The organism is Falsigemmobacter intermedius (genome assembly GCF_004054105.1).
GTDB lineage: Bacteria > Pseudomonadota > Alphaproteobacteria > Rhodobacterales > Rhodobacteraceae > Wagnerdoeblera > Wagnerdoeblera intermedia.
On the sequence record NZ_SBLC01000002.1, the window covers coordinates 209334 to 232320 of the forward strand.

Genomic DNA, 22987 nt, shown 5'->3' on the forward strand with positions numbered 1-22987 from the left:
CGCATTCGCGCGGTCACCTTCGGTGACGAGGGCGGCGCTGCGGGGCCGGCTCAGGGTCCCGCGCAAAGCGGCCGGCGATCCGCATAATCCGCCAAACCCGCTGCAGCGCAGCGAAACTGCCTCACGGCTCCTTGCGCCGCCCGCGCAAGGGGCTATGCTTTCCCCGTCTCAGCGACAGGTGCAGCCGTGCAGAAAACCCCGGACCATGCCGTGATCACGCCCACCGAGGCCATTCAGGCCGGCACCCATGGCTGGCGGGCGAAATGTCTGCAGCGCCTGATCCGGCTGGATCTGCCGGTGCCGCGCACCGTTGCCCTGCCCTTCACGGCCGTACGTGCCATCGCCAGCGGCCAGCCGGCCCCTGCGACGGCGATTCTTGAAGCCTTTGAGCCGGGGGTTCTGCTCTCGGTCCGGCCCTCGCCGGAAAACACCGACTGGGGCGGGCCGGGGACGCTTCTGAACATCGGGCTGAATGGCGAAAGCCATGCCCGGCTGGCGCAGACCCATGGTCAGGCGGTGGCTGATGCGCTTTATCTGCGCTTCATCCAAAGCTACGCCATTCACGTCGCCCGGCTCGACCCGGATATGTTTGACGCCTCTGCCGCCACACCCGAGGCGCTGCGCACGGCGCTGCGCGCCTATGAGCAGGAAACCGATGAGCCCTTCCCCGAAGACCCCGCCCGTCAGCTGACCCAAGCGCTGCGCTCGATGTCGCGGGCCTGGGAGGGCACCACGGCGCGGCTTCTGCGCAAGGCCAAGGGCGCGCCGGAAGATGCGGGCCTGGGGCTGGTGGTGCAGGAGATGGCACTGGGCATGGGCCATGGCGTCTCCGGCTCAGGGGTCATTCAGTTCGTCGACAGCACCACCGGACTGCCGCAGATCACCGGGCGCTATCTCAGCCAGAGCCTGGGCCGCGATGCGCTGACCCGCGCGGGTGAGGGCACCATCTATCTGCAGCGCGATCCGCGCGGCCCCTCGCTGGAAGAACTTGCCCCGGAGGTCTTTGAGGATCTGATCCGCTATGGCGCGATCTGCCGCCGCCGGTTGCGCGAAGAGATGCAGATTGAGTTCACGCTGGAGAACGGCCGCATCCGGGTGCTCGACGCCATTCGGGTGACGCGCTCCTCGCGGGCGAAGCTGAAGATCGCGGTGGCCCTCGCGGAAGATGGCGTGATCGGCAAAGATGAGGCCGTGCTGCGGGTCGAGCCGCGGGCCCTGTCTGAACTGCTGCACCCCCAGGTCGATCCGCGCGGCGCGCGCGATGTCTTTGCGCGGGGCATTGCGGCCAGCCCGGGCGCGGCGGTGGGGCGGCTCGTGTTCTCCTCAGCCTCGGCTCAGGCCTCTGCGGCGCGGGGGGAGAGCTGCATTCTGGTGCGGCGCGAAACCAGCCCTGAGGACATCCGCGGCATGCATGCCGCCCAGGGCGTGCTGACCGAGCGCGGCGGCATGACCAGCCATGCGGCGGTGATCGCCCGGGGCCTCGGTCTGCCCTGCGTGGTGGGCGCCTCGGGCCTGCAGCTTGATCCCCGCGAGAAGCGGCTGATCGCGGCGGGCGGGCGCATCCTCAATGAGGGCGATCTGGTCACCCTCGACGGCACGGCGGGCGAGGCGCTGGCCGGAGAGGCCATGATGCTCGCCCCGGCGCTCGATGATGATTTCCGCAAGTTCCTCTCCTGGGCCGATGAGTTCCGCGACATCGGCGTGCGGGCCAATGCCGACACCCCGGAAGATGCCCTGACCGCGCTGAATTTCTCAGCCGAAGGTGTGGGGCTTTGCCGCACCGAGCATATGTTCTTTGAGCAGGATCGTCTGATCGCCATGCGCGAGATGATCTTTGCCGATGACCCCAAGGACCGCGCCTCCTCTCTGACCCGGCTGCTGCCGATGCAGCGCGAAGATTTTATCCATCTTTTCAGCATCATGGAGGGACTTCCGGTCTGCATCCGGCTGTTTGACCCGCCGCTGCATGAATTTCTGCCGCACAGCCGTGAGGGCCTGCGCGAACTGGCCGAAGCGCTTGACCGGCCCCTGTCGGAGATCACCCGCCGCGCCGAAGCCCTGTCGGAATTCAACCCGATGCTCGGCATGCGCGGGGTGCGGCTTGGTGTCACCCTGCCCGAAATCTACGAAATGCAGGCCCAGGCCATCTTTGAGGCCACCATCGCGGTCGGCGCGCGCGGCATCCAGGTGGTGCCGGAGATCATGATCCCCCTGGTCTCGGCCATGCGGGAAGTCGAACTGGTCAAAACCCGGCTCGAGGCGGTGGCCGCTCAGGTCCGGGCGCGACGCGGTGTCGACTTTGCCTATAAGCTCGGCGTCATGGTCGAGACCCCCCGCGCCTGTCTGCGCGCCGGGGACATCGCGCAGCACGCGGGCTTTTTGTCCTTTGGCACCAACGACCTGACGCAGATGACCTATGGCCTGTCGCGCGATGATGCAGGGCGATTCATGTCGGCCTATGTGAACCAGGGTGTCTTTCCCGAAGACCCCTTCCACACCCTCGATATCGACGGGGTCGGCGAACTTCTGCTGATCGGTGCGGAACGGGGTCGCGCCACCCGCCCTGATCTTACATTGTCGATCTGCGGCGAGCATGGCGGCAATCCCGAATCAATCGCCTTCGCGCGGCGTGCAGGCTTCGATTACGTCTCCTGTTCGCCCTATCGCGTGCCACTCGCACGGCTGGCCGCTGCCCATCTGGCGCTGCAGGAGCGAAAGGGGCTGAAAAGTTAACTGCCTCAGGTAGTTAACAGGATATGAAAACCGGGCCGAATCGGCGCCGGGGCTGTGCGTTTTTGCGTCTGAAGCCCCCCCGGATGGACGAAAACGCACAACTGGGCTACATACCGCCGGTCGCCGGTGGCATTTCTTCCCCGCAGGCGATGCCCTGAAACTGACCCGGGAACGGAAACCATGCGCTGTAAAGCGATCATGCTCCGCAGCCTCGTCGTGCTGTGTGCCTTATCTGGAAGTGCCCTCGCCGATGTGACGGTGAGCACCTCGAATTCGCCCTGGACGGGCTATAGCGCCGACCTTGGCCGGCTTTTTGAAAGTGAAAAATCTGCGCTGCATGCCAGCGCACCCGCCCTCGTCCGCTCGGCTGCGCCCGAGACCTCGCTGCGCCCGCGTGAGCGCAGCCGTGAACGCTGGTACGAAGACAGCGCCCTTGCTGCCATGCCGCCTGCCTCCGGGGGGGCAGAATGGAACTGCCTGACCGAGGCGATCTACTTTGAGGCCCGTGGCGAAAGCGTCAAAGGCCAGTTCGCCGTGGCAGAGGTCATCCTCAACCGCGTCGGCGCCAAAGGTTATCCCAATTCCATCTGCGGGGTGGTGAAACAGGGGGCAAATAATCTGAACGCCTGCCAGTTCTCTTACGCCTGCGATGGCAAGCCCGAGGTGGTCAGCGATCGCCGTGCCTGGGAGACCGCCGGTAAAATCGCGCGGCTGACCATGGATCAGCCGGTCTCAGAGCTGACCGACGGGGCCACCCATTTCCACACCCGCGCCGTGCGCCCGGGCTGGAGCCGCAAGTTCCCGAAAACCGCGCAGATCGGCGGACATCTGTTTTACCGCCAGCCCGGCGCGGCTCCGGCCTTCTCGGGCCGCATTGCCAGCGCCGATCAGGCACCGGCGCGGGGGGCCTTGCCGCTTCCGCTGGCCGCCCGGGGGCTCGCACGGCTTGACATGGGCCTCTGAAGACACGACCTCTGGCCGCACGACCGGCCCGGCCCGGTCCCGGGCCTGACAGCGCCCGGGTCCCGCCCGGGCGCTTACCATTTGCGAAAGCCGTTCCATGAGCACCGATCTCACCCGGGCCTTTGGCCATCCCGAAGCCCGTGCCGCGCAGTCGCGCGACCGCATCTCGGTGCGTGATCTGGTGCTGGAAGCCGATATCGGCGCGTTTCAGCTCGAACGCGGCCGCAGCCAGCGGCTACGGTTTAACGTGGTGGTCGAAGTCGCAGGGGCGGGAGAGCCGAAAGACGATGATGTCGACCGGATCCTGTCTTACGACAAAATCACCGAGGCCGTGACCGGCGAACTGGCAGCGCAGCGCTTTAACCTGCTTGAGACCCTGGCCGATGACATCGCCACCCGCATTCTGCGCGAGCCGCAGGCCCAGCGCGTCTTTCTGCGGATCGAAAAGCTCGATCGCGGCCCCGGCGCTCTGGGGGTTGAGATTGAACGCAGCGCCGATGCACCGCTTCCGCCGCAGATGGAAGATCCCCTGCCCCATCCGCTGATCCTGCATCTCGATGAGGCGGCACTGAACGCAGCCGATCTCTCCGCCCGCCTTGACCGGCTGGCCGCGCAGCCCGCCCCGGTGGTGCTGACGGTGGGCTTTGCGCCCGGCCCGCGCCCTCAGGCCGATCAGGCCATGGCGCAGCGCCGGATTGATCTGCTGGCGATTGAGCAGAACGCCTGGCGGCTGGCCGCGCGGGATGCGCGCTGCATGGTGGTGGCCTCGCGCACCGAGATCGACTGGGCGATGCGGCAGGGCAAAATGCTGGTCTGGGCCCCCTCCAAGCTGGTGCTCGACACCCCCGATGCGCCCAAAGGCCCGGTGCAGGACCCGGTGGTTCTTGCGCTCTGGCTTGCAGAGAAGCTGCAGGCCGTGCAGATGCAGATCTGCGGACCGCTGCCCGAAGCCGGCGCTGTGAGCGTGCCGGTGGTGGCAGCTCAGGACTGAGGGGACGACATGAGCAAAATCTACTGGCGCGCCATTCCGCTGAACGATCCCGCCCGCAGTGAGGGCGCCCAAAAGATCGCCGGCGGCTGGCTGTGGTTTGACCGGGTTGAAAAGCTCACCCGCGGCGCGGAGCCCGGGATCGTGCCCCTGAGCGAGGTGCCGGCGGATGTGCTGGCGCAGATCACCGCGCCGCGTCCGGATATGGCGGGGCTGAACCTCTCGGCCCCGCGGGTCATGGCAATCCTGAACACCACGCCCGACAGCTTTTCCGATGGCGGCAAATTCTCAGAGCGCGAGGAGGCCATTTCCCGCGCCCGGGCGCTGGCGGCTGTCTCAGACATCCTCGATATCGGGGGGGAAAGCACCCGCCCCGGCGCGGATCTGATTGCGCGCGGGGAAGAGATTGCCCGCACCAAACCGGTAATCGCGGCCCTGCGCCATGAGGGGCTCACCATCCCGATCTCGATCGACACGCGCAAAAGCCATGTCGCCGATGCTGCCCTCGAAGCAGGGGCGGATCTCATCAATGATGTGACGGCGATGGAGTTTGATCCGGCCATGGTCAGCCTTGCGGCCTCAAGCCAGGCCGCGCTCTGCCTGATGCATATGCGCGGCACGCCGGAGACCATGAACGGCGAAGCGGTCTATGACGATGTACTGCTGGACGTCTATGACTATCTCGAAGCGCGGCGCGATGCGGCCCTTGCAGCCGGGGTGCGACCGGACCGCATTCTGCTCGACCCCGGTATCGGCTTTGCCAAGACCGCTGAGCATAACCTTGCGCTGACCGCGCGGCTGAGCCTTTTTCATACGCTGGGCTGCCCGATCCTTTACGGCGCGTCGCGCAAACGCTTTGTCGGGACCATCGGTCAGGAGCCTGTGGCCGCAGAGCGGCTCGGCGGCTCTCTCGCGGTGCATCTGGCGGCAGTGGCCCAGGGCGCACAGGTCATCCGCGTGCATGATGCGGCGCAGATGACCCAGGCCCTGCGGCTCTGGCAGGCCATCGCAACGGCCTGAACGCAGTCTCAACACGCCGAAGCGTCAGAACACGTCGAAAAGATAGAGAATGATAATAATCGGAATCGGAATTCCAAGCAGCCAGGCACCAATACCCTTCATCCGTCAGCTCCCTTAAGTGTTTTCCGAAGGGTCAACGTGGGGCCGCGCTGCGGGTTCCGGGACCCGTCCGATCTTCTCAGCTGCCCCTTCAGAGGGGCACTCCGCCGCGCCACTGCAGCCTCCCCCCGCGGGACCGCGCCCTTGTGTGACAGGCCCCCAGGCTGTAGGAGGGGTGTCAAATCCCCTATTCTGCACAGAGCGAGCCCATGGCCTCTTATCAGTATGTCTATCACATGGACGGCGTGTCCAAGACCTATCCCGGCGGGAAAAAGGTCTTTGAGAACATCCGTCTGAACTTCCTGCCCGGCGTGAAAATCGGTGTGGTCGGCATCAACGGTGCCGGTAAATCGACCCTGCTGCGCGTGATGGCCGGCTGGGACAAAGACTTCCAGGGCGAAGCCTGGGCCGCCAAAGGCGCCAAAGTGGGCTATCTGCCCCAGGAGCCGGTGCTCGACGAAACCCTGACCGTGCGCGAAAACGTCATGCTGGGCGTTGCGGAAAAGCAGGCCAAGCTTGACCGCTACAACCAGCTCGCGATGGAATATTCGGACGAGACCGCCGATGAAATGGCCGCTCTCCAGGACGAAATCGACGCGCAGAACCTCTGGGATCTCGACAACCAGGTCGACATCGCGATGAACGCGCTCGACTGCCCGCCCGATGACGCGCAGGTCTCCTCGCTGTCGGGCGGTGAGCGTCGCCGCGTGGCGCTGTGCAAACTCCTGCTCGAAGAGCCGGATATGCTGCTCCTCGACGAGCCGACCAACCACCTTGACGCAGAGACGATCGCCTGGCTGCAAAAGCACCTGATCGCCTATAAAGGCACCATCCTGACGGTTACCCACGACCGTTACTTCCTCGACGACATCACCACCTGGATCCTTGAGCTGGAGCGCGGCAAAGGCATCCCGCATGAGGGCAACTACTCCTCCTGGCTGGAAGCCAAAGCCAAGCGCATGGCCCAGGATGCCCGCGAAGACAAAGCCAAGCAGAAGGTTCTGGAGAAAGAACTCGAGTGGATCCGTTCGGGCGCCAAAGCCCGTCAGACCAAATCGAAAGCCCGTATCCAGGCCTATGACAAACTGGTCGAAGAGTCGGTCAAGGAACGCGTGGGCGAAGCCAAGATCGTCATCCCGAACGGTCCCCGTCTGGGCGGCAAGGTCTTTGAGGTCGAAAACCTGTCGAAAACCATGGGCGACAAGGTCCTCATTGAGAACCTTTCGTTCTCGCTGCCGCCGGGCGGCATCATCGGCGTGATCGGCCCGAACGGGGCAGGTAAATCGACGCTGTTCAAAATGCTGGCAGGTCTGGAACAGCCGGATTCGGGCACCATAAAGATTGGTGAAACCGTCAAGCTGTCCTATGTCGACCAGTCGCGTGACGCGCTTGATCCGGAAAAGACCGTCTGGGAAGAAATCTCGGGCGGCGCAGAGGTCATTCACCTCGGCGACATCCAGATCTCGTCGCGCAACTACACCGGTGCGTTCAACTTCAAAGGCACCGACCAGCAGAAGAAAGTCGGCGTGCTGTCGGGTGGTGAGCGCAACCGCGTCCACATGGCAAAACTGCTGAAATCGGGCGGCAACGTGCTGCTCCTTGACGAACCGACCAACGACCTCGACGTGGAAACCCTGCAGGCGCTCGAAGCGGCGATCGAAGATTTTGTCGGCTCCGCCGTCATCATCTCGCACGACCGCTTCTTCCTCGACCGTCTGTGTACCCACATCCTGGCCTTTGAAGGCGAAGGCCACGTCGAATTCTTTGAGGGCAACTTCGAAGAATATGAAGCCGACAAGATCCGCCGCCTCGGCCCGGAAGCTGCGAACCCCAAGCGTTCGAAGCACAAGAAATTCGCCCGCAGCTGATCTGCGAAAGCGATGCGAAAGGGCGGCCTCAGGGCCGCCCTTTTTTGTTCCCGAAGCTGCAAAAGCGGCGCGTGCGTCCCTGAAAGATTTCCTCGCCAAAGGCGCAGGTCGAACCCCAGGATCGCTCTGCCCGGCTACTCCAGCCGCTCCCCCCCGACCGCTCACAGCCGCCCCCTTAACGGAACCGGACAAATTCTCTCCGGCCCCGTCTCTCGACCGGAAGCCTCCCCCCGCTGGTGCCACCCTCCGCAGACCTGCGCCCGCGCACAGAACCCGCAGCCAGGGGCGCGCTGACCGCATCCCTGCTGCCCCAGCATCCGCCCGCCGCTGACCTGAGGCATTCCGCCCCCCTTGGCCCCGCCGCGCCCAGCGCCTATCTGAAAGGTTCCCGCCACCCGAGGAGACCCTTCATGGACAGCCGCGCCCCCCAATCCCCAGCGCAGCCCGACAAAGCTCAGGCCGAAGCCGCACTGGCCACGCTGCGCGTCTGGATGGCCGGCGCCACGGATCAGGATCTGCTCCGGCTCGGGCCCGGCATTGCGGCCATGCTCGGGCATAACTCCCCCGCGCTCAGCCGCGATTACCCTGACGAATTCCGCCCCGATGCGGCCTATAAAGCCTCCATGCCCGATCTGCAGAACGGCCCCTCCAGCCTGATCGTGGGGGCAAAGGCCACCATCCAGCACGTCGGTATCTCCAACTTCCGCCTGCCGATCCGCTACCGCACCCGTTCGGGCGGCGAGATCACGCTTGAGACCTCGGTCACCGGCACCGTCAGCCTCGAGGCCGGAAAAAAAGGCATCAATATGAGCCGCATCATGCGCTCTTTTTATGCCCACTCTGAGCGACAGTTCTCCTTCGGCGTCGCCGAAGCCGCCCTCGAGGACTACAAACGCGACCTCGACAGCTTTGACGCCCGCATTCAGCTGAAACTCTCCTGGCCGCAAAAGGTCGAAAGCCTGCGGTCGGGCCTCTCAGGCTGGCAATATTACGACCTCTCGCTCGAACTGCTCGATCAGGGCGGGCTGCGCCGCCGCGTCATGCACCTCGATTACGTCTATTCCTCCACCTGCCCCTGCTCGCTCGAACTCTCCGAACACGCCCGCGAGGTCCGCGGACAACTCGCCACCCCGCATTCCCAGCGCTCCGTGGCGCGGATCTCCGCCGAAGTCCTCGACGGTGAGAGGCTCTGGTTCGAAGATCTGATCGATCTCGCCCGCCGCGCGGTCGTCACCGAAACCCAGGTCATGGTCAAACGCGAAGACGAACAGGCCTTCGCCGAACTCAATGCCGCCAATCCGATCTTCGTCGAAGATGCCGCCCGCTCCTTCTGCGAGGCGCTGCGCCAGGACCCCCGGATCGGCGATTTCCGCGTCATCGCCAGCCACCAGGAAAGCCTGCACAGCCATGATGCCGTGAGCCTCCTGACCGAGGGCCCGCTCTTCGCCGCCCAAAGCCTCGATCCGACACTCTTCGCCAGCCTCATCCACCGCGGCTGACCGCGTCTTTGGCTTTTTCAAAATACTCCCGGGGGCCCGGGGGCAGGCAGCCCCCGGCCTCTCCGCGCTGGACCCGTCCCGCTTTTCGCGTCACTTCCCCGCGATTTCCGGCGCAGGCCCGCGACAATCACGCAGTCTTGGGCGCTAACATGGCCCCCTGCGCCCTCTCACCGCTTCCCAAGCCGCGGCCACAGCGCTAAACCCGGGCTCAGACTCGCAAAACGTCAGGAAATGCCATGTCGCAGACCGTCGATTTCAATGATCGCATGCTCTCTCTGGGTCTCGCCAGGGTTTCGGAAGCCGCCGCCATCGCCTCAGCAAAGCTGATCGGCCGCGGTGATGAGAAGGCCGCCGACCAGGCCGCCGTGGATGCCATGCGCACCCAGCTGAACCTGCTCGAGATCGCCGGCACCGTGGTGATCGGTGAGGGCGAGCGTGACGAAGCCCCGATGCTCTTCATCGGCGAAGAAGTCGGCACCGGCAAAGGCCCGGCCGTGGACATCGCGCTTGATCCGCTTGAAGGCACCACGCTGACCGCCAAAGACATGCCCAATGCGCTGGCGGTGATCTCCATGGCCCCGCGCGGCACCATGCTCCATGCCCCCGACGTCTATATGGAAAAACTGGCCGTGGGCCCGGGCTATGCCGAAGGCGTCGTCACCCTCGACATGGACCCGGCAGAGCGCGTGCGTCAGCTCGCCAAAGCCAAGGGCGGCACCGCCCAGGACATCACCGTCTGCATCCTTGAGCGTGACCGCCACGCCGATCTGATCAAAGCCGTCCGCTCGACCGGGGCTGCGATCCGCCTCATCACCGATGGCGATGTCGCAGGCGTCATGCACTGCGCCGAGTCCGAGCAGACCGGCATCGATATGTACATGGGCTCGGGCGGCGCGCCAGAGGGCGTGCTGGCAGCCTCGGCGCTGAAATGCATGGGCGGCCAGATCTACGGCAAGCTTCTCTTCCGCAACGACGATGAGCGTGGCCGCGCCGAACGCGCCGGGATCTCGGATTTCAACCGCATCTATGCCCGTGACGATATGGTCACCGCCGATGTGATCTTCGCGGCAACCGGCGTCACCGACGGCTCGCTGCTGCGCGGTCTGAAGCGGGAAGTGGGCTGGATCACCACCGAGACCGTGCTCATGCGCTCGAAAACCGGCTCGGTGCGCCGCATGACCTATCGCACCCCGGTCTGATTGCAGACCCAACAGGTTTGCGCAAAACTCGTCGGGGGGCTCACTGGCCCCCCGATCGCATTTCAGACGACTTCAGAAAGGCCCTGGCATGACGTTTCTCGGTGTGGACACTTCGGTAACCGGACGGCGCTGGCTGGGACTTTCGCCTGAAGAAGACCGCGCGGCGGAAGCCATCCGTCAGGCCACCGCCCTGCCCTTTGCGGTCACGAATGTGCTCGCGCGGCGCGGCGTCTCTCCTGAAGCGGCCCCGGGGTTCCTCGCGCCCACTTTGCGCGATCTGATGCCCGACCCCATGGTGCTGCGCGATATGGAGCCTGCGGCCACCCGCTTTCTCCAGGCGGTGAAGCAGCGCCAGCGCATCGCGGTCTTTGCCGATTATGACGTCGACGGCGGCTCCTCAGCCGCGCTTCTCCTCTGCTGGCTGCGGGAGATGGGGCTGCAGGCCACACTTTATATCCCCGACCGCATTGATGAAGGCTATGGCCCCAATGTTCCGGCCATGCAGGCGCTCGGCGCGAAACATGATCTGATCATCTGCGTCGATTGCGGCACGCTTTCGCATGAGCCGATCGCGGCGGCGGGCTGCGATGTCATCGTGCTGGACCACCACCTCGGCGGCGAAACCCTGCCCGACTGCGTGGCGGTGGTGAACCCCAATCGTCAGGATGAAACCGGCGATCTCTCGCAGCTTTGCGCGGCGGGTGTAGTCTTCATGATGCTGGTCGATGCCAACCGCCGCCTGCGGGCTGAGGGCGTGAAGGGCCCCGATCTGATGGGCTATCTCGACCTTGTGGCGCTGGCCACTGTGGCGGATGTGGCGCCGCTGACCGGGGTGAACCGCGCCCTGGTGCGGACGGGTCTCTCCGTCATGGCTAAGCGCGGACGGCCAGGCCTTGCGGCGCTGGCCGATGTCTCGCGGCTTACCCATGCACCCAACTCCCACACCCTCGGCTTTCTCTTTGGTCCGCGCGTCAACGCCGGGGGCCGCATCGGTCAGGCCGATCTGGGGGCCAGGCTTCTGGCCACCGACAACCCCGCTGAGGCCGCGCTGATCGCCGCCCGCCTGGAAGAGCTGAACGTCGAGCGCCGCGCCATTGAGGCCGCCGTCCGCGCCGAGGCCATCGCCCAGGCCGAAGCCCGCGGCGTTGACGGCCCCCTCGTCTGGGCGGCAGGTGACGGCTGGCATCCCGGCGTCGTCGGTATCGCCGCCGCGCGGCTGAAAGAGGCCTATAACCGCCCCTCCGTCGTCATCGGGATCGAGAACGGCATCGGCAAAGGCTCTGCCCGCTCGGTCACCGGGGTGGATCTGGGCGCGGCCATCCACCGCGTCGCTGCCGAGGGGCTTCTGGAAAAAGGCGGCGGCCACAAAATGGCCGCGGGCCTCACTGTGCGGGTCGAAAAGCTTGATGCTGCCATGGCGCGTCTGGCTGATCTTCTGGCGCGCCAGGGCGCGGGCGAAGGCGGGCCCGCCGATCTGCAGATCGACGGCATGCTGGAGCCTGAGGGGGCAACCCCCGAACTCATCGCCCAGATTGAGGCGGCGGGTCCCTTTGGGGCCTCTGCCCCTGCCCCGCGCTTTGCCTTTGCCAGCCAGCGGGTCAGCGATGTGCGCCAGATCGGTTCGGGCCATCTGAAGATCACCTTCGGCTCGGGGGCCACCAAACTGACCGGCATGGCCTTTGGCGCCTGGGAAGGCCCGCTGGGCCAGGCACTTCAGGCCGGGGTGGGAGAGCGCTTCCATCTGGCAGGCCGGGTCGAGGTGGATACCTGGGGCGGGCGTCAGCGGGTGCAGCTTCGGCTGGAGGATGCGGCAAAGGCCTGATTCCCGGGGCTTTTTCCCGGCCAAAGGATTTTTTGCGGAATTTTTCATTTTCCGCAAGAAACCCCCTTGCAGGCTCTGACACCTCTCTGTAAATACCCCCTCACACGACAGGCGCAGCACACTGCGACGGTCGGAAGAAAGAGTGGCCCGTTCGTCTATCGGTTAGGACGTCAGGTTTTCAACCTGAAAAGAGGGGTTCGACTCCCCTACGGGCTGCCACTTCTTCTTAAAATAGGATGACTGACGGGCGGCAGATTGCCGCCTTTTTGCATTTCCGCCCCCGCCCTTCTTGCATTCCGCCACCTCAATCGGCATCTGCTCTCCCGTGGATGGGGTGTCAGAATGACCAAAGTGGTGAATATCATCAAACTCTGCGTCGGCGCAGAGGATGTCTCGGATTTGCAGCGCTGGCAGGATGCCCAGCGCCACCGCTGGCCCGAGGGCCGCTGCGTGCATGTCACCCGCTCCTGGCCGAAACGCGAAGCAGAGGCGCTGAACGGCTCGCTTTACTGGGTGTTCAAAGGTCAGATCCTGGCGCGTCAGCGCATTCTTGGCTTTGAAGATGCCACCGGAGCCGATGGCATCACCCGCTGCGCCTTCCACCTTGATCCGGAAATCATCCGCACCCAGGCCACGCCGCGCCGCCCCTTTCAGGGCTGGCGCTACCTCGAGGCCAAAGACAGCCCGCCGGATCTGCCGAAAAGCCGCCCCGCCGATGACGTTCTGCCCCCCGCGCTGGAGGCCGCTCTGGCCGAGATCGGCCTGCGTTAATCTTTCAAGCCGAAAAGCCCGGCCAGCGCCCGGCTGAGGAGATTGGCCACTTTGGGGCGCGGCAGCGCCTCAAAGGGCAGCGGGCGGCAGACCTCCATGGCGGCGATGCCGACCCGCGCGGTCAGCGCCCCGTTGATGACCCCCTCGCCAAAGCGGCGCGAGACTTTCGACAGCACCCCGCCCCCGGCGACTGAGGAAATCAGATCATCCCCCACAGCCACCGCGCCGGTGGCGACCAGATGCGAGAAGACCCGCTTCAGCATCCGGATTGACCCCACCTGCCCGGCACGGCCGCCATAGATATCGGCAATCCGCCGGATCATCCGCAGGTTCGACATCAGTGCCACCGCCACATCGACGAGCGCCAGCGGCACCAGAGCAGTGGCCGTGGCGACCTTGCGTGAGGCCGCCTCAATCTCGCGCCGCGCAGCCTGATCGGCGGCGCCCAGAAGCTCCACCTCGGCCAGACGGATCAGGGCATCGGGGTCAAAGAGATCGCCGCCCTGCTCAGTCAGGCGGCGGCGGTTCCAGGCCAGTTCTTCGCGGCCCGCGTAGATGGCGTCGAGGTCCTTCACCAGCCCCCGCGCCTGCTCCAGATCCCCCCGCGCCGTAACGGAACGCTCGCGCAGGTGATCGATGCGCGACAGCCGCATCAGCGCCGCCCATTCGCGCCCGGCCATCCACAGCAGCGACACCGTGGCCACCCCGGCCAGCACCATGGCCAGAAAGCCTAAGACCGGCCAGCGGTTCAGCGTCGAGGCGATAAACTCATAAGTGGCGATCGAGACCGCCAGCGAGAGGAAAAGCCCCCCCGCCCAGTAAAAGAGCCGCCGCGCTACCGAGGATTTCGCCGGTGCCCGCATCATCGCCGCCACAGCGGTCTGCGGCGGCGCCACATCCGCCTCAGGGACGGGAGGCGCATCGGCCACCGAGGCGGCCGGTCCGTCGAGTTCCAGGACAAAGGGCTGGTGCGGGCTGGCCATAGAGATCCTCATCGCGGCGGCATCTCCTTTCAGATGGGGCGAAAGCAGCCTCTGAGCAAGAGGAAGCGCCAGTCAGGCTCTGGACCGCAGCAGGGCGCGGGCCTATAAGCGCGGCATGAAGTTTACGGTCGCCTTTTCCCGTCGAATTAGCGGCCCGGCGCGCTGAGCGGTCTCGCGCGTCGGGTAAAGCCTTTTGACCCTGCCCTGCGCAGGACCCAAGCCCTGACTTCGAAGGACACGCCGATGTGCGCTGACACCCCTGACTATCGCTCCACCGTCTATCTGCCCGAGACCGAATTTCCGATGCGCGCGGGCCTTCCCGCCCGTGAGCCGGCATGGCTGGAACGCTGGGAAACGCTCGGCGTCTATGACCGCCTGCGCGAAAAGGCCAAAGAGGCTGCCGCCAATGGTGCGCCGCGCAAACCCTATGTGCTGCACGACGGCCCGCCCTATGCGAACGGCAATCTGCACATCGGCCATGCGCTGAACAAAACCATTAAAGATATGGTCGTGCGCTCGCATCAGATGATGGGCTTTGATTCGCGCTATGTGCCTGGCTGGGACTGTCACGGCCTGCCGATCGAGTGGAAAATCGAAGAGCAATACCGCGCCAAAGGTCTGAACAAAGACGATGTGGATGTGGTCGCCTTCCGTCAGGAGTGCCGCAAATTCGCCGAAGGCTGGGTCGATATCCAGCGCGAGGAATTCAAGCGCCTTGGCGTCACCGGCAACTGGGCCAATCCCTATCTGACGATGGATTTCCACGCCGAAGCGGTGATCGCGCAGGAATTCATGAAGTTCCTGATGAACGGCACGCTTTATCAGGGCTCAAAACCCGTGATGTGGTCGCCGGTCGAAAAGACCGCGCTGGCCGAAGCTGAGGTCGAATATCACGACCACACCAGCCATACGATCTGGGTGCGCTTCAAGCCGGTCGCAGGTCTTGAAGGCGCGAGCGTGGTCATCTGGACCACCACCCCCTGGACCATCCCGCAGAACCGCGCGGTCGCTTATGGGGAGAAGATTGCCTATGGCCTCTACCGTGTGGATGCGGTGGATGAGAAGTCGACTGCCGTCGCAGGCGAGCTTCTGGTGCTGGCAGATTCGGTGGCCGAGTCGGTGAAAACCGCGGCGAAGATCACCGATTGGACCCGTGTGCGCGATGTCGCGGCCTCGGAATTTGAGGGCGTGATCCTGAAGCACCCCTACAATGGTGTCGAAGGCGGCAATGGCGAGTGGGACTATGACGTTCCCATGCTGCCGGGCGATCACGTCACCGATGATGCGGGCACGGGCTTTGTGCATACCGCGCCGAGCCATGGTGATGACGACTACCAGATGGGCGTGAAGTTCAAGCTGCCGATGACCTATAACGTCACCGAAGACAGCTCTTACCGCAAAGACCTGCCGCTCTTTGGCGGACAGCATATCTTTGACACCAATGGCAAAGAGGGCCCGGCCAACGTCTCGAACATCAAGCAGCTGGCCTATGCGGGCGCGCTGCTGGCCAAGGGCAAGATCAAGCACAGCTATCCGCATTCCTGGCGCTCGAAAGCGCCGGTGATCTTCCGCAACACGCCGCAGTGGTTCGCGGCGATCGATGCGAAGATCGAGGACGGCAAAGGCACCTATGGCGACACCATCCGCGAACGCGCGCTGAAGTCGGTCTCGGAACTGGTGACCTTTACCCCGGCCACCGGGCGCAACCGCCTGCATGCGATGATCGAGCAGCGCCCGGACTGGGTTCTGTCGCGCCAGCGCGCATGGGGCGTGCCGCTGACCTGCTTTACCAAAGTCGGCGCGCTGCCGACCGATGCGGACTTCCTTCTGCGCAATGAAGAGGTCAATGCCCGCATCGCCGCCGCCTTTGAGAAAGACGGCGCGGATGTCTGGTATACTCAGGGCTTCAAAGAGAAGATCCTCGCGGGCATCGTGAACCCGGAAGACTACAACCAGGTCTTCGACGTGCTCGACGTCTGGTTCGACTCCGGCTCGACCCATGCCTTCGTGCTGCGTGACCGCGAAGACGGCGTGCCGGATCAGATTGCCGACGTCTATCTGGAAGGCACCGACCAGCACCGCGGCTGGTTCCACTCCTCGCTGCTGCAGGGCTCGGCCACCATTGGTCGTGCGCCCTATAAGAATGTCATCACCCATGGCTTCACGCTGGACGAAAAGGGCATGAAAATGTCCAAATCGCTCGGCAATACCGTGGCACCGCAGGAAGTCATCAAAGAATATGGCGCAGATATCCTGCGTCTCTGGGTGGCTCAGGCCGATTATTCGACCGACCTGCGCATCGGCAAAGAGATCCTGAAGGGCACCGCCGACAGCTATCGCCGTCTGCGCAACACGCTGCGCTTCCTGATGGGCGCCCTGCCTGCATGGGACGGCAAACATGTGGCCCGCGACGAGATGCCGGAACTCGAGCAGTTTATCCTGCACCGTCTGGCTGAACTCGACGCGCAGGTGCGCCGTGACTATGCCGCCTTTGACTTCCAGGCGGTCTTCCAGGCGATCTTCACCTTTGCGACCTCGGATCTCTCGGCCTTCTACTTCGACATCCGCAAGGATGCGCTTTACTGCGACGCGCCCGACAGCCTGGAGCGCCGCGCCTGCCTGAGCGTGATGGATCACGTCTATCACGCGCTGGTCACCTGGCTGGCGCCGATCCTGCCCTTCACCATGGAAGAGGTCTGGCTGACCCGCTTCCCCGGCGAGGACAGCTCGGTGCATCTGCTGGATTTCGCACCGGTGGAAGCGGGCTGGCTGAACGCCGACCTGGCGGCGCGCTTTGCCAAAACCCGTGCGGCCCGCCGCGTCGTCACCGGCGCGCTGGAAGTCGAGCGGACCGCCAAGACCATCGGCTCCTCGCTCGAAGCGGCACCGACCGTCTATGTCTCGCCGGAACTGGCGGCAGTGATCGGATCGGCTCAGGGTTTTGATACGCTCTGCATCACTTCGGGGCTGAAAATCTCGACTGAGGCTGCTCCGGAAGGCGCTTTCGGCCTGGATGATGTGGCCGGCGTGAAAGTGGTCTTTGAAAAGGCTGCGGGTGAGAAATGCCAGCGCTGCTGGAAGATCCTGCCCGATGTCGGCACCCATGCCCATCCGGCAACCTGCGCCCGCTGCGACGCCGCGCTGAGCGCCGCCGGTCTCTGATCCACGCTGACATGGAAAAAGCCGGCCCTGAACGGGGCCGGCTTTCTTCATTCTTAAAGGCCGGTCAGGTCAGCCGGTGTAACCCACGGTCGCAAGCTTACCCACCAGGGTTTTCATCTCAGCCTCATTGATCACAGCATCGGCGAAATCTTCTGCCGAAATGTGGCTTTTGCCTTTGTTATCCGACAAAAGCGTGGTGCCGCCGATGGTGTAATCGCCGGTCAGTTCGCCCGGCGCGATCTCTGCCGAAGGGGCAAGCACCGTCCATTTCAGATCGCTTTGCGCCAGAAGATCCCAGGCCGCCTTCATCCCGCGGGCTTCCGCCACATATTCCGGCGGCAGCACATCCACCACCGGAGTGCCATCGGGCAGCGAGAGCGAGCCTGCGCCGCCGACCATGATCACCCGCTTCGGTTTTGCCGCGATCAGCGCTTTGGCATAGGCCGTGGCCTCCGCCAGGGCATCGCCGCCATTGCGCGGCGAGACCGCACCGATCACCAGATCCGCCTCTGCCGCGTAAGAAGCAAAGGTCGAAGCATCATGGGCATCGGCTTTCACGGCCGTCACACCCGGAAATTCCGCAATCTTTTCAGGGCTGCGGGCGGCGGCAATCACCTCATGGCCGCGCTCTGCAGCCTCTGCGAGGATGCGCGAGCCGACCATGCCGGAGGCGCCGAGCAGAAGAATTTTCATGATTTACTCCGATCAAAATGGTTACTATTAGTAACTACCCTCTCTGCATAGCCCGCTTCGACTGCGGCGGGAAGGCCCTGGTGGTTACCTGAAAGGAAGCAGGATGCCCGCACCGCGCGCCCGAAGCTACGACTGCCCGATCAGAGATGTCCTCGACCGGATCGGCGATGCCTGGTCGGTTCTGGTTCTGATGGAACTGGGCCGGGGGGACTGCCGCTTCAATGCCCTCTCGCGGGTGGTGCCGGGGATCTCAGCGCGGATGCTCACGGTCACGCTGCGCAATCTCTCGCGCGACGGGCTGGTCACTCAGGCGGGGGCGGGCGGCGCTTACGGGCTGACCCCGCTCGGACGCTCGCTCCTGGGCCGGATCGAGGCGCTGGCCGCTTGGGCTGAGGCCGCACAGCCCGAAGTGCACCGCGCGCGCAAAGCCTGGGACGCAGGGCAAACCCTGCCGCAGGCCGAGCTGGCCGGGTAACTGATGAATAACAAAAACTTGAGAGGCATATTGTCGCGATTTGCCATCCTGCGCGCGCGCATGTCTTGCTCCTCCCCTATGCTGGGCGCATAGCCCCCGCACCCCCCGCTAAGAGGCCAGGTATGACTAAGTTTATTGTGAATGGTCAGGAGCGCGAGCTCAACATCGACCCCGAAACCCCGCTTCTTTGGGCGCTGCGCGACGAGCTGCGGCTGACCGGCACGAAGTTCGGCTGTGGTGCTGCGCAATGTGGCGCCTGCACCGTCTGGGTGGATGGGGTTCCGACCCGCTCCTGCGTGACGCCGATCGAAGACATCGCGGGTGCCACCATCACCACCATCGAAGCCGTCGACACCCCTGAGGCGAAAGCCGTTCAGGCGGCCTGGGCTGCGATTGACGTGCCGCAGTGCGGCTGGTGCCAGTCCGGTCAGATCATGGCCGCGACCGCGCTGCTGGCGGAAAACCCTGCCCCGACCGATGAAGACATTGATGCTGCGATGGAAGGCAATGCATGCCGCTGCGCCACTTACGTCCGCATCCGTCAGGCGATCCACAACGCCGCCGACGCGCTGAAAGGCTGAGTTCATGACGATTGAGACCACCCGTCGCGGCTTTATGGCAACCGGCTCCGGCCTGCTCCTGTCGCTGACCCTGCCGCTCGGCGCGGCTGCTGCGAAGACCGGTGAAGCGGCTGTGGCAGGCTTTGAGCCCAATGCCTTCATCCGCATCGGCACCGACCACAGCGTCACCGTTCTGGTCAAACACCTTGAGATGGGTCAGGGCCCCTACACCGGTCTGACCACCCTTGTCGCGGAAGAACTCGACGCGAACTGGGATCAGATGCAGGCCGTGGGCGCCCCCGCCAATACGCCGCTTTACGCCAATGGCGCGCTTGGCGTGCAGGGCACCGGCGGCTCGACCTCGATGATGTCGTCTTTCCTGCCGATGCGGGAAGCCGCTGCCGCCGCGCGTCAGATGCTGATCACCGCCGCCGCCGCGGAATGGGGCGTGCCCGCCGATGAGATCGTCATCAAAGCGGGCATTCTGAGCCATCAGGGCACCGGCAAAAACGCAGGCTTCGGCGATTTCGCAGAAGCCGCGTCAAAACTGCCGGTTCCCGACGCCCCGAAGCTGAAAGACCCGAAAGACTTCGTCTTCATCGGCAAAGACCGCCCGCGTCTGGACACCGCCTCGAAGGTGAACGGTTCGGCGAAATTCACGCTCGACCATTACCCCGAAGGGATGCTGGTCGTCATGGTCGCCCATGCGCCGAAATTCGGTGCCGTGGTGAAAAGCTTTGACGACACGGAAGCCTTGGCCGTTGCCGGCGTTGAGATGGTCCGTCAGGTCCCGATGGGTGTGGCCGTTTACGCCAGAAACACCTGGGCTGCGATGAAGGGCCGTGAGGCCCTGGTCATCGAGTGGGACGAGAGCAAAGCCGAAATCCGCTCTTCGGATGCAATCTTCGCCGATTACGCCAAAGCGGCGGCCGAAGGCGGCCTGACCGTTGAAGAGACCGGCGATCTGGCCGAAGCCTTCAAAGGCGCGGAAAAGGTTCTCGAGGCCGAATACCGCCTGCCCTATCTGGCCCATGCGCCGCTCGAAGCGCTCGACGCGATCATCGAGATCAAAGAGGGCAAGGCCGTTCTCACCTATGGCTGCCAGTTCCCGACCGTCGATCAGATGGCCTTTGCCGGCACCTTCGGCATTGAGCCCTCAGATGTGACGATCAACGTTCTGATGGCCGGTGGCTCCTTCGGGCGCCGCGCCCAAGGCTCGGCCCATTTCGCCATTGAGATGGCGGAAGTGGCCAAAGCCGCAGGCCGTGACGGTGTGTTCAAGCTGCAGTGGACCCGTGAGGACGACATCAGGGGGGGCCACTACCGCCCGGCGGCTCTCCACAAAATGCGCGCAGGTCTTGATAAAGACGGCAAAATTGTCGCCTGGGAAAACGTCATCGCAACCCAGTCGATCATGATGGGCACCGTGATGGAGCCCAGCCTGAACGGCGGCCCCGATCCCTTCACCTTTGAGGGCTCGGCCCATCTGGCCTATGATCTGGGCACCCGCCGCATCGGCTGGTCGGCCATGCAGACCGATGTCTCAGTCCTGTGGTGGCGCTCGGTCGGGCACAGCCACACGGCCTATGCGGTTGAGACCTTCCTTGACGAAGTGCTCGAAGCCGCAGGCAAAGACGCCATCGAGGGCCGTCTGGAGCTGCTGAGCGCAGAGGCCACCCGTGAGCGCGCTGTGATCGAAAAGGTCCGCGAAATCTCGGGCTGGAAGGGTCGCAAGGGCGAGAACGGCAAGGCCTACGGCTTTGCTTTCGTGAAGTCCTTTGGCTCTTATGTGGCTCAGGTCGCGGAAGTGGAAGACAAAGACGGCCTGCCGCGCGTCACCCGCGTCTGGGTTGCGGTGGATTGCGGCCTGGCCGTGAACCCGAACCTGATCACCGCGCAGTGTGAAGGCGGCGTGGGCTTTGCGCTCTCGACCGCGCTTTACAGCGAGATCACTCTCGCTGAGGGTGGTGAGGTTGAGCAGTCGAACTACCACGACTATCCGCTGCTGCGCATCACCGAGATGCCGGCTGTCGAAGTGGCGATCATCGCGTCGAACGAAGCCCCCTCGGGCATCGGTGAGCCGCCGGTTCCGCCGCTGGCTCCGGCCGTCGGCAACGCCTGGCGTCAGCTGACGGGCAGGACCAAACGTCAGCTGCCCTTCGCCCGCGCTGAAGCCTGAGTTCAAAGATGGCCCGGAGTTCCGGGCCATCTGCTTTTCGGCGGGGCCAACCCGCGTCTTTTTCTTCGGACATCCGCCATGACGGTCACAGCCCCCCTGACCCGCATCTGCGAAAGTGAGCTTCCCCTCGCCCCCCTGCGCGCGGCCCTTCGGCGCGGCGAGCCTGCGGCGCTGGCGGTCATCATCGGGGTTGTCGGCGCCTCTTATCGTCCTGTCGGTGCGGGAATGGTGGTGACCGGGAGTGGCCAGCGTTTCGGCAATCTCTCCTCGGGCTGCATCGAGCGCGATGTTGAGATCCATGCCCGGGCCGCGCTGGCCGACGGGCAGATCCGAGTGCTGCGCTATGGTCAGGGTTCGCCCTGGCAGGACCTGCAACTGCCCTGCGGCGGCGGTCTCGACATCCTGATCCTGCCCTGCCCCGAGCAGGCCGCGCTGGAGGCCGCAACCCTTGCCCTGCAGCGCCGGCAGGAGGCCGATCTGATCCTCGGGCCTTTGCATCTGACCCTGCTGCCCGAGCTGCGTTTTCTGATTTTCGGCAAAGGCCCCGAGACCCGGGCGCTGGCGCAGATGGCCCGTGCTGCGGGCTATCTGACCGAAGTTTTCTCGCCAGACCCCGAGACGCTGGAGGGGCTTGCGAATGCCCGGCTCACCCCGGAAACCGACTGGCCGGACGGGGTGGCCATTGACCCGCGCACCGCCGTCGCACTCTTCTTTCACGACCACGACCGCGAGCCGCCACTTCTGGCCAAGGCCCTGACATCGGACGCTTTTTTCATCGGCGCCCAAGGCTCTGCCCGTGCGGCCGCCGCCCGGGATGAGGCCTTGCTGCAGGCAGGTCTGCCCGCCACCGTTCTCAGCCGCCTTGCCCGCCCCTTCGGCCTGATCCCCTCTGTGCGCGACCCGCGCTCGCTGGCAATCTCCGTGCTCGCCCAGATCCTCGACCGCGCCCGTTCGCTTTGAGCAAGGCTGCAGCGACGCCAGCCTGTGGTGTCATCCCGGCCGGATTTGTCGGGCAATGCGTCAAAACAGATCCGCTGGTCCTTCAGTGAGATCTCTTCACCGGCAAGGGTGAGCCTTCTGCCCCGCGCAGGCGCAGGCCGACTTATCCCGAAAGGTTTTCAGACCAGGCGGTCCTCTTCAGGGGACCACTGCGCCCGGGCGGGCTACGGGAGGGAAGGGAAGCCCCCGCCCTCACCCCTGTCAGCACAGTTCCGTCTTATCCCCGACCAGCAGTCTGAGCGTCGTCAGCGCAGTATCGCAGCGCTGGCGGATCTCCGGATCAGACAAAGGCGGATGGTCGTGAATGATACGCCTCACCTGCAGATCGCCCACCAGTATCCCCAGGAACCACCCCGTGACCTGACCGGGGTCGCGCTGCGTGCCTGCGCAAAGGCGCGCCATCAGCCGGCTGATCAGAGGCTGAATCTCCTGGCGTCCGCCGGAGGAGATCGCGGCCCCAAGCGCCCCCGTCGGATCCGCCGCAGCCGCCCGGTTCAGCAGGATCGCCCGATCACCAAGGATCATCCGCAAAAAGACAGGTGCCAGCGCAGTAAGCGCGTCCCACGGATCGCCGTGACCCTCGAGGGCAGTTTCAAGGAGCCGCCGGGTCTCGGCAGCGTTCTCACGCACCATGGCGGTGAACAGACCATCCTTGTCGCCATACCAGCGGTAGAGGGTCTCGTTTGAGGCCTGCGCCGCCCGCGCAATTCGCAACATCGACGTGCCGCCATAGCCATATTGCGCCAGCAGATCATAGGCAGCGGCATAGATCGCCGCAGCCCGGCGCTTTCGGTTCGTATCGTCCATTCCGGCTCCTGGTCTTTACGAGAAGTGTACAGATTGATACGCAATTGCAATGCGTAATGATTTGTACGGATTGGAGTCAGTAAATGCGCAATCTTACTAAGGGGCTCTGATGTTGTAACCGCCCCCCGACGGCATCTTTGTGCCAAGGTGGGATCGTCACAATCCAT

At 64.6% G+C, this 22987-nt stretch carries 17 protein-coding genes and 1 tRNA gene; 15 read left to right on the forward strand and 3 right to left on the reverse strand.

Annotation, left to right across the window (positions count from 1 at the left end; genetic code table 11):
• Window positions 1-186: 186 nt before the first annotated feature.
• The 10 genes from EP867_RS02160 to EP867_RS02205 all read left to right on the forward strand — a co-directional run bounded on the left by EP867_RS02160 (window position 187) and on the right by EP867_RS02205 (window position 12962).
• Window positions 187-2733, forward strand: a complete 2547-nt coding sequence (locus EP867_RS02160; protein WP_128486554.1) for a putative PEP-binding protein — start codon at window positions 187-189, stop codon at window positions 2731-2733.
• Window positions 2734-2991: 258 nt separating this feature from the next.
• Window positions 2992-3696 (forward strand): cell wall hydrolase, encoded by a 705-nt coding sequence (locus EP867_RS02165; RefSeq protein ID WP_241656788.1) that lies wholly within the window; start codon window positions 2992-2994, stop codon window positions 3694-3696.
• 97 nt (window positions 3697-3793) lie between these two features.
• Window positions 3794-4687 (forward strand): dihydroneopterin aldolase, encoded by an 894-nt coding sequence (locus EP867_RS02170; RefSeq protein ID WP_128486556.1) that lies wholly within the window; start codon window positions 3794-3796, stop codon window positions 4685-4687.
• 9 nt (window positions 4688-4696) lie between these two features.
• Window positions 4697-5704, forward strand: coding sequence for a dihydropteroate synthase (gene folP, locus EP867_RS02175; RefSeq protein WP_128486557.1), 1008 nt, complete (start codon window positions 4697-4699; stop codon window positions 5702-5704).
• 308 nt (window positions 5705-6012) lie between these two features.
• Entirely contained in the window at window positions 6013-7671 is a 1659-nt protein-coding gene (ettA, locus tag EP867_RS02180; protein WP_128486558.1) for an energy-dependent translational throttle protein EttA, read from the forward strand.
• A 410-nt stretch (window positions 7672-8081) separates the two neighbouring features.
• Window positions 8082-9170 carry a GTP cyclohydrolase FolE2 gene (gene folE2 / locus EP867_RS02185; protein ID WP_128486559.1) on the forward strand — a complete coding sequence of 363 codons (1089 nt, stop codon included), beginning with the start codon at window positions 8082-8084 and terminating at the stop codon, window positions 9168-9170.
• A gap of 236 nt (window positions 9171-9406) precedes the next feature.
• A complete protein-coding gene (gene glpX / locus EP867_RS02190; RefSeq protein ID WP_128486560.1) occupies window positions 9407-10369 on the forward strand; it encodes a class II fructose-bisphosphatase in 963 nt (320 codons plus the stop codon).
• An 88-nt stretch (window positions 10370-10457) separates the two neighbouring features.
• Window positions 10458-12191 carry a single-stranded-DNA-specific exonuclease RecJ gene (gene recJ, locus EP867_RS02195; RefSeq protein ID WP_128486561.1) on the forward strand — a complete coding sequence of 578 codons (1734 nt, stop codon included), beginning with the start codon at window positions 10458-10460 and terminating at the stop codon, window positions 12189-12191.
• A 144-nt stretch (window positions 12192-12335) separates the two neighbouring features.
• A tRNA-Glu gene (locus EP867_RS02200) sits at window positions 12336-12410 on the forward strand.
• Window positions 12411-12533: 123 nt separating this feature from the next.
• Window positions 12534-12962 carry a DUF1489 family protein gene (locus tag EP867_RS02205; RefSeq protein ID WP_128486562.1) on the forward strand — a complete coding sequence of 143 codons (429 nt, stop codon included), beginning with the start codon at window positions 12534-12536 and terminating at the stop codon, window positions 12960-12962.
• Here the strand turns inward: EP867_RS02205 and EP867_RS02210 are convergent.
• A complete protein-coding gene (locus tag EP867_RS02210; protein ID WP_128486563.1) occupies window positions 12959-13945 on the reverse strand; it encodes a YcjF family protein in 987 nt (328 codons plus the stop codon). The two genes, EP867_RS02205 and EP867_RS02210, sit on opposite strands and share 4 nt — an antisense overlap.
• Window positions 13946-14188: 243 nt before the next feature.
• On the opposite strand from EP867_RS02210, the gene ileS reads away from it, so the two are divergent.
• Entirely contained in the window at window positions 14189-17107 is a 2919-nt protein-coding gene (ileS, locus tag EP867_RS02215; RefSeq protein WP_128486564.1) for an isoleucine--tRNA ligase, read from the forward strand.
• A 69-nt stretch (window positions 17108-17176) separates the two neighbouring features.
• Here ileS and EP867_RS02220 read toward each other — a convergent pair whose 3' ends face one another.
• The gene (locus EP867_RS02220; protein ID WP_206616303.1) at window positions 17177-17800 is read right to left on the reverse strand and encodes an NAD(P)-dependent oxidoreductase; all 624 of its coding nucleotides are present in this window, start codon (window positions 17798-17800) and stop codon (window positions 17177-17179) included.
• Window positions 17801-17903: 103 nt separating this feature from the next.
• Between EP867_RS02220 and EP867_RS02225 the strand changes: the two genes are divergently transcribed.
• The 4 genes from EP867_RS02225 (at window position 17904) to EP867_RS02240 (ending at window position 21974) form a co-directional block, all read left to right on the forward strand.
• On the forward strand, window positions 17904-18275 hold the full coding sequence (locus tag EP867_RS02225; RefSeq protein WP_128486566.1) for a winged helix-turn-helix transcriptional regulator: 372 nt from the start codon (window positions 17904-17906) through the stop codon (window positions 18273-18275).
• A gap of 122 nt (window positions 18276-18397) precedes the next feature.
• Window positions 18398-18856, forward strand: coding sequence for a (2Fe-2S)-binding protein (locus EP867_RS02230; RefSeq protein WP_128486567.1), 459 nt, complete (start codon window positions 18398-18400; stop codon window positions 18854-18856).
• 4 nt (window positions 18857-18860) lie between these two features.
• Complete coding sequence (locus EP867_RS02235) at window positions 18861-21014, forward strand: xanthine dehydrogenase family protein molybdopterin-binding subunit (RefSeq protein ID WP_128486568.1); 2154 nt, start codon at window positions 18861-18863, stop codon at window positions 21012-21014.
• A gap of 78 nt (window positions 21015-21092) precedes the next feature.
• Window positions 21093-21974, forward strand: coding sequence for an XdhC family protein (locus EP867_RS02240; RefSeq protein ID WP_128486569.1), 882 nt, complete (start codon window positions 21093-21095; stop codon window positions 21972-21974).
• 240 nt (window positions 21975-22214) lie between these two features.
• Here the strand turns inward: EP867_RS02240 and EP867_RS02245 are convergent, their stop codons facing one another.
• Window positions 22215-22820 carry a TetR/AcrR family transcriptional regulator gene (locus EP867_RS02245; protein ID WP_128486570.1) on the reverse strand — a complete coding sequence of 202 codons (606 nt, stop codon included), beginning with the start codon at window positions 22818-22820 and terminating at the stop codon, window positions 22215-22217.
• Between the last annotated feature and the right edge of the window lie 167 nt (window positions 22821-22987).